The following is a 14,808-nucleotide window of genomic DNA, read 5'->3' as shown; positions in this document are numbered from 1 at the left end:
TAGAGTAAAAAGAGGGACTTTAGTCCCTCGTGTAACAAACCTATGGACTTTCAGTCCATAGTGGTTTAGTTATTGGTTTTTAAAAAGAAAGAAGTAGTTGTTTAATGAGGTTGCTGTTACATATTACATTTTTCATTTTAGGTAGTCAAGTTTTTTCACAAACAGTTAAACCCCGTCTAAAGGTGTTTTTGGATTGTGCTATTTGCAGTATGAACTATATCGAAGAAGAATTAAAGTTCGAAATAGTTTTAGTAGATAAAAACCATGCAGATGTTAACGTATTTGTAGATTCTGTAACAAATCGTTTAGGGTATACAAACTTTAATTTAAACTTTATAGGACAGAAAGATTATAAATCGATTGGGTTTGAGTTCAGTTTTCCCTATGGTTCAAATAGTATAAGTAAAAAGAACATAATAATGGTTACGAACCTAGCCTATGGTCTGTCCCCATTTTTAGATGAGTTTCACAAAAAGAGGTACACTTTAAACAAAACAAATCCTAATGATCATGGATACCAATATCCTTAGTATAATAGAACATGTAAAATGTTTAATTGATGGATCAGGTTTGGCAACGTAAATAATAGTTAAATAATTATGTTGGTTTGAGTGCCAAACCTGTGATTTGGTAAACTTCAGCTAGGCTGTTAGGGTTGTCGATAACAAGCAAATTACTTGCTGAAAATACTTTTCGATAGTGCTGCAGAGCCAGTCGAATCGATATCAGAGCTATTACACTATTTACGTTAGTTAGGATGATTATCCCCCAATAGAAATCATACTGCGATTGTTATTATGTAGCTGGGGATCCTGTAGTTTATCTAAAGTATCCATGCCACCACGCATTTTAAATTTGGCTCGAACCGCTTTTTGTATAATGGGTTCTATGGATTTTCCTTGGCGTAGTGACGTAAGTAAATCGGATTCGGCAGATGAGAATAAGCAGTTTTTTAATTGGCCATTGGCCGTTAGTCGTAGTCTGTTACAAGAGTCGCAAAATGGGTTGGTAACAGAGCTTATAATGGCAAAACTACCACTGTAATTTTTTATTTTATAGTTTTTAGCAGTGTCGTTAGGAGCATCCTGTAAGCGTTCTATATGGTTTTTTGGAAAGGCTTTGTTCACGTAATTCATAATCTCTTTGTAGGATACCATTTTACGCATATCCCATTTGTTACCATCAAAAGGCATAAACTCTATAAAGCGTATCGAAATTGGCAACTCTTTCGTCAAATTAATGAAATCAATAATTTCATTATCATTGAATCCTTTCATCAAAACGGCATTTAATTTTACATTAAAACCTTCAGAAACCAATAACATAATATTATTGTAAACTGTTTCAAACTGATCACGCCTTGTGATATGCTTAAACTTTTCACGATCTAACGAATCAAGGCTAACATTAATACTATTAACATTATTTACTTTTAAAACATCTATAAACTTGTCAATAATTACAGCATTAGAGGTAATTGATAATGCGACAGGGAGTGATGCTAGCTTTTCGAGGATGATGGGAATATCTTTTCTAATTAGTGGTTCGCCACCAGTCAACCTTATTTTGGTAACACCATGATCAACAAAAGTTTTGGAGATGTTGTAGATTTCCTCATAAGTCATTAAGTGGCTTTTGGGAGATAACTGTACGCCTTCTTCCGGCATGCAGTAAGAACAGCGTAGGTTACAACGTTCAATTAATGAGATGCGTAAATAGGTATGGTCTCGGCCAAATGTATCCTGTAATATGTTTTTATTTTCTTTCAAAACGACTTATATCTAATATCTAATGATTCACATCTAATCATGTCTTTCGCCCCGTAATACTCCGAATATATGCAATACCGATGGAAAGATGGCGTCCATAGACTCTTTAGCTCCATTTGTAGATCCCGGTAAGGCCAATATTAAGCTGTTTTTTATCGTACCAGCTACACTTCTGGATAGCATCGCATAGGGCGTTCTTCCTTGTCCATAATTACGAATGGCTTCTTCAATGCCTAAAATGCGCCTATCCAGCAAAGGAATTAATGCTTCAGGCGTTACGTCCCTAGTCGAAAGCCCTGTGCCGCCAGTATAAATAATAAGATCGGTGCCTTGTTGTTGATAGGTTTTGGCTTTTTCCTGAATCCTTTCTGTTTCATCGGGAATGATACTGTAATCAGCAATACTTACGCCGCAAGCCTTTAGTTTTTCAATAATAGCTTTGCCTGCCTTGTCTTCCTTTTGTCCAGCTGAAATGGTATCGGAACATACTATCACAGCAGCATTTAAATTGGTCTTAATTTTATTTTTATAATCAGATTTTCCTCCCTTTTTGTTTAGCAGTTTAATATGGTGTATCTCGATGCCCTTGTCAATAGGTTTTAGCATATCGTACATATTAAGTGCTACCACACTAGCGCCGTGCATGGCTTCTACTTCAACCCCTGTTTTATAAATTGTTTTAACAGTAAACAGCACGGTAATTTCCAAACCATTTATTTCGTATTCTATTCCTGTAAATTCTATAGGAAGCGGGTGGCAATCCGGTAAGATGTCGGGCGTACGTTTCACCCCCAATAAGCCTGCAGCCTTACTCATAGCAAAAATATTGCCTTTAGGAACCATATCGTTTTGTATCGCAGTTATGGTTTCGGGTTTACTAACTTTAATAACGGCTTGAGCTATTGCAGTTCGTAGTGTGGTGTTTTTATGTGTGATGTCGACCATTTTAATTTTCTATTGTTTATTGATTATTTACTATTGGCGGTTTTGTGTTTTATTGTTGATGTGTGTATGCGTTTAACTGTTTAATTGAGAATGGTATAAAACCTCTCCAGGTAGTTAACTTTTCAAATAAAAACGTGTATGACATAATTACTTCTTTTTAACAATTAAACGAATACTCGACTTAACAAATAACCATTTTTAATAGTTTAATTGGGAGTTTCGTAAAGCATTTAACTTATTTTAAACCTTTTCAATTTCTGTTCTAATATTTTGATAATCTTCTTCTTTTATAAAACCTAGTTCTTTGGCTATTATAATTTGATTTAATACTTCCATTAGGGAGCTAAATGATAAAGTTGTAAAATGGCCTTATCTTTATTGGTATTTCTGGATGTACCCTCAGCCAAATTTGAGGATATAGATACCGAAGCCCTGCGTAATTGATTTGTTAATCCATATCTCTCTTCGTTAGGGAATTCTTTGGTTATCAAATAGATTAATTTGACTAACTCTTTAGAATCACCCCAAACGTTTAATTTTTCAAAAGAAAAGGTATATGGCATAATTACTTATTTTTAACAATTAAACAAATCAACAGATTAACAATTCAACTAAAACACTTAAGTGTTTTTCTTCCATTGATGCGTACTGTCTTCAAAAATTTCCTTGCCAAAAACAGGTACTTCAGCTTTTATGGCTTCTACAATATATTCTAAAGCTTCAAAAACAACCTTGCGCTTTGGTGATGACACAAAAACGAAAAGACATATTTCTCCAGCTTTTACAGTTCCTAAACTGTGATAAATATGCATGCAGGTTAGGTTGAATTTAGTAAAAGCACCTTCTCTTATTTCGTGGAACTTGGCATTCGCCATATCTTCGTAAGCCGTGTATTCAATAGCAGAAACAGTTTTACCATCAATTTCATCGGCACGCACTTGTCCTAAAAAAATATTATGGGCACCGATGCTGGTTTTAGTTTGGTGTTTGGCAATGGAATCACCAATAAACTCAGATGATATTGGGCCTTGTTTAAATGCATTTTTCGGTTTTTTAGTTGTCATTTGCTAATGTATTACTTTGTTCTTTTATATATGATATAATTTCCAGTGCCCCTTCAATGATACTAACACAATTATTGATATTGTGATCTTGTAAAATTGAAACAGCCCTTTTACTTCGTATCCCAGATTGGCAAAACAGGCCTTTTACTTTGTTTGGGTCTATTTTGTCTAAACTATTTTCCAATGCACTAAGCGGAATATAGGTTATTGGCAGGTTTTCAACCTTTGGCGTTTCATGTGGTTCTCTAACGTCAATCAGCTGGATGTTGCTTTTAGATAGTATTTCGCCGATAGAAATATCAATTATATCAACTTCGCAAGTGTTGTTAGTCATTTGTTTCTTATGAAACAGGTGTTGCGTCTTCAATACCTTTTGAATCTCATTATTAGATTTTGTAATGTTCAATGTGATTGTTTGTAAGGTAAGTGCATTATAGCACAATAGCTTTCCTGAAAGCACATCGCCAATACCAAGAATAAGTTTTAAAACCTCATTAGCCTGCATGGTACCTATTATACCAGGGAGAACGCCTAAAACGCCAATTTCGGAACAGTTGGGTACACTGCCTTTTTGTGGCGGATTAGGGAATAAGCAGCGATAACTTGGTCCGTTTTGATGATTAAAAACCGAGACCTGCCCTTCAAATTTATAAATAGCTCCAAAAACCAGGGGCTTATTAGCAATAATGCAGGCATCGTTAATAAGGTAGCGCGTTTCAAAATTATCGGTGCCATCAACTATAATATCGTATTGCTTGAATAAGTTTACAGCATTTTTATAGCTTAGCTGTTCTGGATAGGCTTTAATATTAATGGCATCATTTAAATCTTGTAAGCGCTTTTTTGCTGCCTCAGCTTTATTTTGGCCGATTGATGCTGTGCCAAATAACACTTGGCGTTGTAAGTTGGTGACGTCTACCACATCAAAGTCAACAATACCTATAGAGCCAATACCGGCTGCGGCGAGATATTGTAATATAGGACAACCCAAACCACCTGCGCCTATTACAAGAACTTTGGCGTTGGATAGTTTGTCTTGACCCGATTGGCCAATTTCGTTAAGGATGATATGTCTGCTGTATCTGTTCATTGTTGCTGTTCATTTTGTTTAGCCTCCAGCGTAGGGAGGTAAAAGGGCTATTTCGTTTCCTGAAAGCTTGGTGTTTAAAGAAACCAAAGCTTGGTTTTGTGCTACTTGAAAATTTTTGAGCCTTAGGTCTGGGTATCTTGAAAACAGGGTTTCTAAAAGCTCAGAAACTAAATCGCCAGAAAAGTTAATAGACTCCTCATGGCATTGTGTTGTTTCAGTTAATAATCCAAAGTATTTAATAGTAATGGTCATTGACGTATTGCTTTTAATTGTTCGGGCGTATTAATGTTGTTTGTAAAAACATCATTTTCTGGATCTAAAGTAAGATGCTTTACTTTGCATTGGCTAACACCATATTGCAAGCGTCGTTCCCCTTCTTGTAATAGTTTAAAAAAATGGTGTTCACATTGTTTTTTATATAGTGCTATTAAAGGCATGGTTTTACCTTTGCTTTCTATTTGAATGACCTCGGAATTATTATCATAGTTCTCTAATAATATATTCAAAGTTGCAGTATTTATTAAGGGAATGTCACAGCTTAAAATGAGGTTGATTTCCGTTTTGGAATGTTTTAAACCTGTATATACTCCTGCTAAGGGGCCTGCATCTTTAATAAGGTCTTCAAAACGTTTAAAACCAAAAATGTCATAAGCTGAATGATTGGAAATTACAATGATCTCACTGACTAGAGGATGGAGGGCATTGGCAATATGTTGAAAGAAGGGTTTTCCGTTAAACATGATTAAGCCCTTATCTGTACCCATACGTGAGCTTTGACCTCCTGCCAGAATGATGCCAGTTATGTTTTTCTTATCAATCATTTCTTTCTAGCATTGTATTTTAAATAGTTTCCAGTTTTTTAAGCTGTTCATCTAAAAAGCTCCAACAGTTTTTGTTAATGTCATCAAATAGCACAATTAGTTTTTTGCCATAGTCCGTTAGTTCTGCTCCTCCGCCACCTTTACCACCCGTGCTATTAATGGTTACTGGTTGTTTAGCCGTTTTATTAACAGAATCGATGAGGTGCCAAGCCTTTTTATAGGACAAGTTAAGTGATTTAGCTGCTTTCGATAAAGATCCAGTTTCCGCAATGGCTTTTAAGAGTTGTATGCGGCCTTCTCCTAAAAAGACATGGCCTTCAGATTCGATCCATATTCTACTTTTAATAGTATAATGCATAATTTATATTTAAACAGGTAATAAAATTACCTCTACAAAATCGTTTATCTTAATATGGAATAGGTCTTCAGGGATATAAACCAGGGCATTCGATACGGCAAATGTTTGTAACATGGCCGAACTTTGTCCTTCTAAAATACTAACGCTATCATTTTGATAAATAGCCTTTAAAAACTGGGCACGATCGCCTTGCTTCTTAAATTCTGAAAGTGACTTTACCCTAATTCTGGGCAGCTCAGTAGTTTGTTCGCCTGTTATACCTTGCAAGGCTGTATATACATAAACATAAAAGCAGGTAAGAGCTGCTGCCGGGTTACCGGGTAAGGCAAACACAAATGTGTTGTCCTTCTTTCCAAAAAATAGTGGTTTGCCTGGTTTTTGCTTTACTTTATAAAAGCATTGTTCCACATTTAAGGATTTAAGTGCCTTTCCAACAAAATCATAATCACCTACCGAAATGCCACCAGTAATAATTACCATATCATTTTGTTCTATAAGGTCTTTAAGCTTTGAAAAGGTATTATTGTAGTCGTCTTCAATTTTATGAATACTAACATCGTAAAATTTAAGTCCATACAAAGCACTTAGTAGCATGCTAGAGTTGCTTTCATATATTTTCCCATGAGACAATGGCTGTCCCGGAGCAATTAATTCGTTGCCAGTAGTTAAAATGGCAATACTTGGTTTTTTAAAAACAGAAATTTCTTTTATTCCCAAAGCACTTAAATAACCAATTGCTGCAGGTGTTAATTTAGTGCCTCTTTTTAGAGCTAGATCACCATTTTTTACTTGTTCTCCTATTGGTCGAATGTTATGTTCTAGAGAAGGTTGTGTTTCTACGGTTAGACCGTTACCGTTTACAGTCACTTTTTCTTGCATTACTACAGCATTGGCTGTATCGGGAACTGGGGCTCCAGTAAAAATACGCACAGCTTCTCCTTGTTTTAAAGTTGGTGCAATAGTATCGCCAGCCTTTACTTCTCCAATTAATTTATAAGTTAGATTATCATGCAGGTTTAAAGCATAACCGTCCATGGCTGATTGCCTAAAAGGAGGCATGTTTATTGGCGAATAAACATCTTCATATAAACGATAAGTATTTGATTTCTCTACAGGTTTTGTCGTTTTCTCCTTAAGATATGTCGTTTTGGACTTTACTATTTCTAATGCGTTTTTTACAGCAATCATATCGATTCGTTATGTCTTTGCAAATATAACGAATTGCTTTTAATCATATGCTACGTTTGTGGTTTATTTAGAATAATTGTAAATAGATGTTTTATGATAAAAATCAGTTTTTTTTTATGTAAATTAAAGGAGTTTTATGTCCTAATTAAAATGCAATTATAGATGCCAATAAAGAGCTATTTAGCACATCCACATACAGGGAAGAAAAACACACTGATTACTGCCTTATCTACAATCGCTAATTGCGAAGTTATCCCTGCTGAAAATAAAGATTTACTTATTGTAGTTACCGATACCAATAGTAAAGTTGAAGACGAAAATTTAAAAGAAACAATAGAAGCAATTGAAAGTTTAAAGTTGCTGGTGATGGTTTCTGGATTTGATACACCTAAACAAGATTAAATAATTATGTACACATCTTTAACCAATAGACGGAGTTTTATAAAAAAAATGGCAATTATGTCGGCAATGACAGCTGCTGCGGGATTGTTTCCTGGAATATTGTTTGCCAAAGAACAAGAAGCAAATTTGCCAAAAGGAGCTAATTTGGATTGGAAGAAAACACCCTGTAGATTTTGTGGCGTAGGTTGTGGTGTTTTAGTTGGGGTTGAGAATGGGAAGGCCGTTGCTGTTAAAGGAGATCCGAAATCACCAGTAAATAAGGGCTTGTGCTGCGTTAAGGGCTATCATTCTGTTATGTCTATATATGGAAAGGATAGACTAACTAAACCATTAGTAAAGAAAAATGGTAAATATGTAGAGACTACCATGAAGGAAGCTTTAGATTTAGTAGCATCCAAAATGAAGGAAACTATTAAAGATCATGGTAAAGATGCTGTATCGATTTATGGTTCGGGACAGTGGACTATTCCAGACGGTTATGTGGCGTCAAAATTGTTTAAGGGCTGTATAGGGACTAATAATGTAGAAGCTAATGCACGTTTATGTATGGCCAGTGCCGTTACAGGGTTTTTAACATCTTTTGGTCTGGATGAGCCTATGGGCTGTTACGAAGATATCGATCATGCAGATGTATTTTTTCTTTGGGGTAACAATATGGCAGAAATGCATCCTGTATTATTTTCCCGCTTACTGGATCAACGCTTAAAACGTGGTGTAAAAATCATCGATTTTGCTACCCGGACCACGCGAACTAGTATGGCTGCCGATAAATCTATTATTTTTAAACCTCAAACAGATTTGGCGGTTGCTAATGCTATCTGTTATGAAATTATAAAAAATGGCTGGGTAAACAAAGCTTTTGTAGAAAAGCACTGTAGCTTTAATAAAGGCTTGACCAATATGGGGTATGGTCTGGAAGACGGTTATAAGTTTAATGATAAACCAGAAAAAATTGATTTTGAATCGTATAAAGCTTTCCTAGAGGATTACACTCCAGAAAAAGTAGAAAAGATTTCTGGAGTATCGGCAAAAGACATCAAGTACATGGCGGCCTACTATGGCGATCCAAACAAAAAAGTAATGTCTTTATGGTGTATGGGAATGAATCAGCATACACGAGGAACTTGGATCAATAATTTGGTGTATAACATGCACTTGTTAACTGGTAAGATATCGACTCCAGGCAACAGTCCGTTTTCTTTAACCGGTCAGCCAAGTGCCTGTGGAACAGTTAGGGAAGTGGGGACATTAACCCATAAGCTACCCCACGGTGTGGTTATGAATAAAGAACATAGAGAACATGCTGCTAAAATATGGGATGTTCCTGTAGAAAATATCCCTTCTAAGCCTACTTATCACACTGTTGAAATGTTTAGAGCATTAGATAGGGGCGATATACGGTTTATGTGGATACAAGTTACCAATCCTATGGTAACCATGCCAAAGCTTAAGCGTTATCGCGATGCGACCAAGAAAGAAGGCCGTTTTATTGTTGTTTCAGATATTTATCCGACGCCAACAACAGACATTGCAGATGTTATTTTGCCATCGGCTATGTGGATAGAACGTGAGGGTATGTATGGTAATTCCGAAAGGCGAACACAATATTTCGAACAGATGATTGACCCGCCGGGAGAAGCTATGAGTGATACCTGGCAACTTATAGAGGTAGCCAGAAGATTGGGGTATGAAAAACAATTCTACTATAAAAAAGAAACACACATAGAGGAAATTTATAACGAATATAGAAAGCACCACGAAGGTAAGAAACATGCCATGGCACCTTTAGAAGTATTAAAAAGTCAGCCCGGAGCACAATGGCCTTATGTGGATGGGAAATCAACACAATGGCGCTTTAATGCAAAATACGACCCTGCTTGTAGTAACGGTGAAGATTTTCATTTTTATGGCAAACCAGATGGCAAAGCCGTTATATGGCAGCGTCCGTATGAACCAGCACCAGAAGTACCAGATAACGAATATCCTTTTTGGCTATGTACCGGACGGGTGGTAGAACATTGGCATACAGGATCCATGACCCGTAGAATACCAGTATTGCATCGCGCCATGCCCCATGCTTATGTCGAATTGAACCCAGAGGAGGCTAAGCAAATGCAGATACGAACTGGAGACAAAGTAAAATTAACCACAAGACGTGGTGAAATTATTCTGCCCGCTTCGGTTAATGAGCGGGGCGTGCCAGAAAAAGGACAGGTATTTGTGCCGTTTTTCGATGAGAACATGTTAATAAACGATGTTACTTTAGATGCTTTTTGTCCGATTTCGAAACAACCCGATTATAAAAAATGTGCTGTAAAAGTAGAAAAGGTTTAGACTATGAAACGATTAGGTATCATATCATTATTCGTACTTTTATTTGTTGCTTTTATAGCTATTTGGGACTTGAGTTATAGACAAGGGTTGGAATCCGCCTACGTTCCAATAGATAATGGAGCATCAATACCGTTAATTCCTTCGGAAGAAGGTGTGTTTAAGCGTTCGGAATTTGCTTTGGACTATATTTTCAATATGCCTGTCGACGAGACCCACCAGCGTTCGTTACAAAGCTATTATAACAATCGTGCGTTTCATGGAGCACCTCCAAGTATACCGCATCCTGTTACCGACGAGCGAAGTATGGGGGAAAAGCAATGTTTAAAATGCCATCAAAATGGCGGTTTTGTAGCGAACCTAAATGCGTATGCACCAGTAACGCCACACCCTGAAATGATAAATTGCAGGCAGTGTCATGTACCACAACATACAGACGACGTATTTAAAGGAACCAACTTTAACAAAGGAGCGGCTACTTTGGTGGGAGTAAATAATGCATTGCCAGGTAGTCCACCAGTTATTCCGCATCAAATACAAATGCGCGAAAATTGCTTGGCTTGCCATGCGGGACCAAGCGCTCCAAAAGAAATTAGAGTATCGCATCCCAATAGGGTTAACTGTCGACAATGCCATGTGCCAAGCAACAAAGAATTAGTACAAGGTGAAATATTTAAAAGAAACAACAATGCATATGAATAGTTTTAAATGGTTTGTTTTTGCTGCGGCTTTTGTGTTATGCTTTTTATCATGCAAACAACATCATGAAGAATACCATGGTGTTATGGATAAAATTGAAGCAGAAGGAAAACAGTATCATGGTGTAAGTGTTTCCTCTGAAGATTATTTACAAGGTATAGAAACGATAGAAATCACCGAAGGCGATCATACGTTTTTAATTCCAGAACGTAAAAGCCATATCAAATCCTTTAAGTGTACAGAATGTCATACCAAACCTTTAAAAGAATTGCAAAAGGGTTTTTATAAAAAAGCCCATTGGGATATAGATTTGGATCATGCCAATACCAATACCATGAATTGTGTTACATGTCATGATGCGAATAATATGGATGCATTAAAAAGTTTAACGGGCAATAGTGTCGATTTTAATAAAAGTTATAATCTGTGTAACCAATGCCACACCAAGCAGTTTGAAGACTGGAAAGGAGGGGCACATGGAAAACGTATAGGCGGTTGGGCACCTCCACGTGCAGCAATGACCTGTGTAAATTGTCATAATCCGCACAAGCCGCATTTTGAATCCAGGTGGCCTGCCAGGTATAACACCCAAAAAGTAAAGGAAAGAGAATAAGTGGCGCCGTTAATTGTAATAATAAAAATTAGGTATGAGCAGTAAAAGCAAAAAATGGTTTTCTTTAAATCTAGGCAAAAAGGATAAGCATCCAGAGAATACTTGTGGTTGTGGAAAAACCACTGGAGGTTTTGGTTCTCATGATTTGGCTATTGGAGAGGAAACAAGGAAGGATGGCTTCGACCAGGTGTTCGATGTTAAAATGAGCAGACGTACAGCCTTTAAACAGCTTACGGCCAGTTTAGCAATAGGTGCTGGAGCAATAAGTACATCCTGTAGTATGATTAGTGGCGACGAGACTAAGGAACAAGCGCAAATAGACTGGGAAGAACAGTTTAAGGGAAACTACAAGTTGATGACCAATGAAGAGAAAAAAGCAACAGTAGACAGGTTGGTAAGATCCTATCAATTAAGAACAGGCAAAACCTTAAACATGTCTTCAAAAAATGCTGAACCAGATGTGCTGTTTGGTTATGCATTTAACATTTCCAAATGTCAGGGGTATATGGATTGTGTTACTGCTTGTGTTGAAGAAAACAACCAGGACAGAAACTCTCAAATGCAGTACATACGTATTCATGAGATGAAAGATGGAAAAGGGTTTAATTTTAATGAGGCTGACGATAATTATTACCATGAAGTACCGGCCGAAGGGCACTTTTATATGGGAACCCAGTGTTTTCACTGCGATAACCCGCCTTGTGTTGAAGTGTGTCCGGTACAAGCAACATGGAGAGAGGACGATGGATTGGTCGTGGTAGATTACGATTGGTGTGTAGGGTGTCGTTACTGTATGGCAGCCTGTCCTTACGATGGAAGGCGTTTTAATTGGAGCAAGCCAGAGGTGCCTGAAGCAGAAGTTAATAAAAATCAGCATTATTTAGGAAACCGTATGCGTAAAAAAGGCGTCATGGAAAAATGTACGTTTTGTGTGCAGCGCTCACGAGCTGGTAAAAATCCTGCTTGTGTTGAAGCTTGTCCCACAGGGGCTCGTATATTTGGAAACTTGCTCGACCCCAACAGTACCATTCGATGGGTGCTTGACAATAAAAAGGTATTTCGTTTAAAAGAAGATTTGGGTACCGAACCCAAGTTCTGGTATTTTATGGATTAATTATAGTTACATGAGACGGTTAAAAGTTTTTAGAAGTTTAGTTAAAGATAGCTTGGATACCATTACCCATGGTTCAAAAAAGTACCATTTATGGATGGCACTGTTGACTTTTGTAATGCTGGTAGGGATGTATTGTTATTCCATTCAGTTAGAACAAGGTTTAAGTGCTACGGGGATGACCGATAGAGTGAGTTGGGGTCTGTATATTTCAAACTTTACCTTTTTGGTAGGGGTTGCTGCTGCTGCGGTTATGTTGGTAATGCCCACATACGTACTCAAGGATGTAGACTTTAAGCAGGCGGTATTAATTGGAGAAGGACTAGCTGTTGCCGCACTTATAATGTGTTTGGCTTTTGTTATAGCCGATATGGGAGGGCCATCGGTGTTATGGCATATGATACCCGGAATAGGTGTTTTTAATTTTCCTAATTCTATGCTAACATGGGATGTATTGGTGCTTAATGGATATCTGTTTATTAATATTACCATTCCTTTTTATATTTTGTTTAGACATTACCAAGGAAAAGAAGCTAAATCCAATGTGTATGTTCCAGGTGCTTTTTTGTCCGTTTTTTGGGCTGTTGGGATCCACTTGGTGACAGCCTTTTTGTATCAAGGACTTCAGGCACGTCCTTTCTGGAATAATGCCTTATTAGGACCACGCTTTTTAGCCTCTGCTTTTGCAGCTGGGCCAGCACTTATTATTTTGGTTTTAGCAATTATAAGAACTTTTACAGCTTTTAAAATTGAAGATAAAACCATAAAGAAAATAGCAATGGTGGTTACGGTTGCAGCTCAAATTAATTTAATTATGCTGATTTCTGAACTGTTTAAGGAGTTCTATGCGCCAACACATCACAGTGAAAGTGCATACTACCTGTTTTTTGGGCTACATGGAAAAGATGCATTGTTGCCTTGGATATGGACTGCTATTCCATTAAATGTGTTGGCTACAGTTTTATTAACATTCCATAAATTAAGGAATAATTTTAAAGTGTTGTTCTTTGCGTGTTTTATATTGTTTGTAGCTATTTGGATAGAGAAAGGGTTTGGATTAATTGTACCCGGATTTATACCTGGTCCATATGGTAAAATAGCAGAGTATACACCAACACTTATAGAAATAGGTGTAACCTTGGGGATTTGGGCATTAGGTGCTTTTGTGTTTACTATTTTGGCTAAAACAGCTATCGGTATAGAAATTGGGAAACTCCGATATAAAAATTAGGTAGAATTATATTTTGTGTATTAAAAGTCCTTAAATATTCGAATTGTACAAGAATAACCTACAACTTTTATAGAACTCTCAAAAATAAGTAGTTTGTTTATTTTGTTAAGTAATAATACTTATATTTGTTCGGATTAGGTTATTAGTTATAATTACTTTTGTATACCGCTGTTGTAAATACCGTTTCTACTTCAACTCGTAAGCGTACGTCTTATGATATCTCTTGTAATGCATGTGAAAATCAAAACTGTTTAGTTAAAAGAAACTTAGCAGCATTAGAGAATTATAAGCTTACTGTCGAGAAAAATAATTTGAAGTGCAAAAAAGGGCAGCAATTTATAATGGAGGGAGCTCCTGTTAATAGTTTGTTCTTTATCATGAAAGGGAAAGTTAAAGTATTTAGAACAGGAATTAACGGTAGAGAGCAAATAGTTCGGTTTGCAAAATCAGGAGAGATTATTGGACATCGCGGTTTTGGAACAGAAGAACATTACTCTATTGGAGCTATTGCTTTAGAAGACACTACACTATGTTATTTTTCCAAAAACAATTTGCAACAAGCCTTGCTAAGCAATCCTAAATTTGCTTACGACTTCATGCTCTTTTATGCTAATGAGCTTAACAGAAGTGAGTCTAAAGTTAAGACTATTTCTCAAATGACCGTTCGCGAACGTGTTATTGATACGTTGTTGTATATCAATAGAAAATTTGGTGACAATAAAGGGTTTCTTGATGTGTTTTTAAGTAGGCGCGAATATGCCGAATATGCAGGAACAACAGAAGAGCAGGTTATTAGAGTGTTCTCAGCTTTAAAAAAGGAAAATCTTATTGTTACCAGAGGAAAAAAAATAGGCATTGTTGATTTACAGCTCCTTAAAAACGAAATTAGCGAGCATAATTTCTATTTAGACAGCTAGTTTTTGAGCTGTCTAATATTATTCAACTTTAAATTCACATACATAAATACGCCTTTTTTGCACCATGCATCATTATGAAAAATGAACCGTAGCCATTGCTATACTTGGGTTTTTCCTTTTTTGCCTAGTACTAAAAATCTATCATTTTCTATTGAGAAAATTTAAAATCGAATAGATATCATACTTCCATTTGTATCTAGTTGAATGTGTTATACGTATTGTTTATGCGTTTGATTTAGTTTGTAATTAGCATTGAATCAGTTTGTTAT

The 14,808-nt window shown here is 36.5% G+C and carries 16 protein-coding genes and 1 pseudogene; 8 read left to right on the top strand and 9 right to left on the bottom strand.

What is annotated here, in order from left to right:
• The first annotated feature begins 182 nt into the window (after window positions 1-182).
• Window positions 183-530: a hypothetical protein gene (locus ABD792_RS02310; RefSeq protein WP_345004143.1), complete on the top strand. Its 348-nt coding sequence runs from the start codon at window positions 183-185 to the stop codon at window positions 528-530.
• A gap of 231 nt (window positions 531-761) precedes the next feature.
• Here the strand turns inward: ABD792_RS02310 and moaA are convergent, their stop codons facing one another.
• The 9 genes and pseudogenes from moaA to ABD792_RS02265 form a co-directional block, all read right to left on the bottom strand.
• The gene (moaA, locus tag ABD792_RS02305) at window positions 762-1,769 is read right to left on the bottom strand and encodes a GTP 3',8-cyclase MoaA (protein ID WP_345004142.1); all 1,008 of its coding nucleotides are present in this window, start codon (window positions 1,767-1,769) and stop codon (window positions 762-764) included.
• A gap of 33 nt (window positions 1,770-1,802) precedes the next feature.
• A complete protein-coding gene (gene moaCB / locus ABD792_RS02300; RefSeq protein WP_345004141.1) occupies window positions 1,803-2,714 on the bottom strand; it encodes a bifunctional molybdenum cofactor biosynthesis protein MoaC/MoaB in 912 nt (303 codons plus the stop codon).
• A 240-nt stretch (window positions 2,715-2,954) separates the two neighbouring features.
• Window positions 2,955-3,277, bottom strand: a pseudogene (locus ABD792_RS02295) (four helix bundle protein).
• A 57-nt stretch (window positions 3,278-3,334) separates the two neighbouring features.
• Window positions 3,335-3,778, bottom strand: a complete 444-nt coding sequence (locus ABD792_RS02290; protein ID WP_345004140.1) for a molybdenum cofactor biosynthesis protein MoaE — start codon at window positions 3,776-3,778, stop codon at window positions 3,335-3,337.
• Window positions 3,768-4,868: a molybdopterin-synthase adenylyltransferase MoeB gene (moeB, locus tag ABD792_RS02285; protein ID WP_345004138.1), complete on the bottom strand. Its 1,101-nt coding sequence runs from the start codon at window positions 4,866-4,868 to the stop codon at window positions 3,768-3,770. Before moeB ends, ABD792_RS02290 begins: the two co-directional genes overlap by 11 nt.
• Before the next feature lie 18 nt (window positions 4,869-4,886).
• Window positions 4,887-5,120 carry a MoaD/ThiS family protein gene (locus ABD792_RS02280; RefSeq protein ID WP_345004137.1) on the bottom strand — a complete coding sequence of 78 codons (234 nt, stop codon included), beginning with the start codon at window positions 5,118-5,120 and terminating at the stop codon, window positions 4,887-4,889.
• Window positions 5,117-5,689: a molybdenum cofactor guanylyltransferase gene (mobA, locus tag ABD792_RS02275; protein ID WP_345004136.1), complete on the bottom strand. Its 573-nt coding sequence runs from the start codon at window positions 5,687-5,689 to the stop codon at window positions 5,117-5,119. Before mobA ends, ABD792_RS02280 begins: the two co-directional genes overlap by 4 nt.
• 19 nt (window positions 5,690-5,708) lie before the next feature.
• Window positions 5,709-6,047, bottom strand: coding sequence for a winged helix-turn-helix domain-containing protein (locus ABD792_RS02270; RefSeq protein WP_345004135.1), 339 nt, complete (start codon window positions 6,045-6,047; stop codon window positions 5,709-5,711).
• A gap of 9 nt (window positions 6,048-6,056) precedes the next feature.
• Entirely contained in the window at window positions 6,057-7,235 is a 1,179-nt protein-coding gene (locus ABD792_RS02265; RefSeq protein ID WP_345004134.1) for a molybdopterin molybdotransferase MoeA, read from the bottom strand.
• Between the two features lie 162 nt (window positions 7,236-7,397).
• On the opposite strand from ABD792_RS02265, the gene ABD792_RS02260 reads away from it, so the two are divergent.
• From ABD792_RS02260 to ABD792_RS02230, 7 genes are all read left to right on the top strand, one after another.
• Window positions 7,398-7,637, top strand: a complete 240-nt coding sequence (locus tag ABD792_RS02260) for a hypothetical protein (protein ID WP_345004133.1) — start codon at window positions 7,398-7,400, stop codon at window positions 7,635-7,637.
• Between the two features lie 48 nt (window positions 7,638-7,685).
• Window positions 7,686-9,971: a molybdopterin-dependent oxidoreductase gene (locus ABD792_RS02255; RefSeq protein WP_345004131.1), complete on the top strand. Its 2,286-nt coding sequence runs from the start codon at window positions 7,686-7,688 to the stop codon at window positions 9,969-9,971.
• A 3-nt stretch (window positions 9,972-9,974) separates the two neighbouring features.
• Window positions 9,975-10,670, top strand: coding sequence for a multiheme c-type cytochrome (locus ABD792_RS02250; protein ID WP_345004130.1), 696 nt, complete (start codon window positions 9,975-9,977; stop codon window positions 10,668-10,670).
• Entirely contained in the window at window positions 10,663-11,280 is a 618-nt protein-coding gene (locus tag ABD792_RS02245) for a cytochrome c3 family protein (RefSeq protein ID WP_345004129.1), read from the top strand. Before ABD792_RS02250 ends, ABD792_RS02245 begins: the two co-directional genes overlap by 8 nt.
• 34 nt (window positions 11,281-11,314) lie before the next feature.
• Window positions 11,315-12,394 (top strand): 4Fe-4S dicluster domain-containing protein, encoded by a 1,080-nt coding sequence (locus ABD792_RS02240; RefSeq protein ID WP_345004128.1) that lies wholly within the window; start codon window positions 11,315-11,317, stop codon window positions 12,392-12,394.
• 10 nt (window positions 12,395-12,404) lie between these two features.
• Complete coding sequence (dsrP, locus tag ABD792_RS02235) at window positions 12,405-13,622, top strand: sulfate reduction electron transfer complex DsrMKJOP subunit DsrP (protein WP_345004126.1); 1,218 nt, start codon at window positions 12,405-12,407, stop codon at window positions 13,620-13,622.
• A gap of 158 nt (window positions 13,623-13,780) precedes the next feature.
• Window positions 13,781-14,539 (top strand): Crp/Fnr family transcriptional regulator, encoded by a 759-nt coding sequence (locus ABD792_RS02230; protein WP_345004125.1) that lies wholly within the window; start codon window positions 13,781-13,783, stop codon window positions 14,537-14,539.
• Window positions 14,540-14,808: the final 269 nt, after the last annotated feature.

Origin of the sequence: Snuella lapsa (assembly GCF_039539345.1) — a bacterium.
Classification (GTDB): Bacteria; Bacteroidota; Bacteroidia; order Flavobacteriales; family Flavobacteriaceae; genus Snuella; species Snuella lapsa.
The sequence above is the reverse complement of the archived record's forward strand: the minus strand, read 5'-3'. Positions and strand labels throughout refer to the sequence as shown.

Excerpts from the sequence above, each read along its gene's own strand:
- moaCB (WP_345004141.1), bottom strand. The coding sequence starts at position 2,714 with ATGGTCGACATCACACATAAAAACACCACACTACGAACTGCAATAGCT.
- ABD792_RS02290 (WP_345004140.1), bottom strand. The coding sequence starts at position 3,778 with ATGACAACTAAAAAACCGAAAAATGCATTTAAACAAGGCCCAATATCA.
- moeB (WP_345004138.1), bottom strand. The coding sequence starts at position 4,868 with ATGAACAGATACAGCAGACATATCATCCTTAACGAAATTGGCCAATCG.
- ABD792_RS02280 (WP_345004137.1), bottom strand. The coding sequence starts at position 5,120 with ATGACCATTACTATTAAATACTTTGGATTATTAACTGAAACAACACAA.
- mobA (WP_345004136.1), bottom strand. The coding sequence starts at position 5,689 with ATGATTGATAAGAAAAACATAACTGGCATCATTCTGGCAGGAGGTCAA.
- ABD792_RS02270 (WP_345004135.1), bottom strand. The coding sequence starts at position 6,047 with ATGCATTATACTATTAAAAGTAGAATATGGATCGAATCTGAAGGCCAT.
- ABD792_RS02265 (WP_345004134.1), bottom strand. The coding sequence starts at position 7,235 with ATGATTGCTGTAAAAAACGCATTAGAAATAGTAAAGTCCAAAACGACA.
- ABD792_RS02260 (WP_345004133.1), top strand. The coding sequence starts at position 7,398 with ATGCCAATAAAGAGCTATTTAGCACATCCACATACAGGGAAGAAAAAC.
- ABD792_RS02255 (WP_345004131.1), top strand. The coding sequence starts at position 7,686 with ATGGCAATTATGTCGGCAATGACAGCTGCTGCGGGATTGTTTCCTGGA.
- ABD792_RS02250 (WP_345004130.1), top strand. The coding sequence starts at position 9,975 with ATGAAACGATTAGGTATCATATCATTATTCGTACTTTTATTTGTTGCT.
- ABD792_RS02245 (WP_345004129.1), top strand. The coding sequence starts at position 10,663 with ATGAATAGTTTTAAATGGTTTGTTTTTGCTGCGGCTTTTGTGTTATGC.
- ABD792_RS02240 (WP_345004128.1), top strand. The coding sequence starts at position 11,315 with ATGAGCAGTAAAAGCAAAAAATGGTTTTCTTTAAATCTAGGCAAAAAG.
- dsrP (WP_345004126.1), top strand. The coding sequence starts at position 12,405 with ATGAGACGGTTAAAAGTTTTTAGAAGTTTAGTTAAAGATAGCTTGGAT.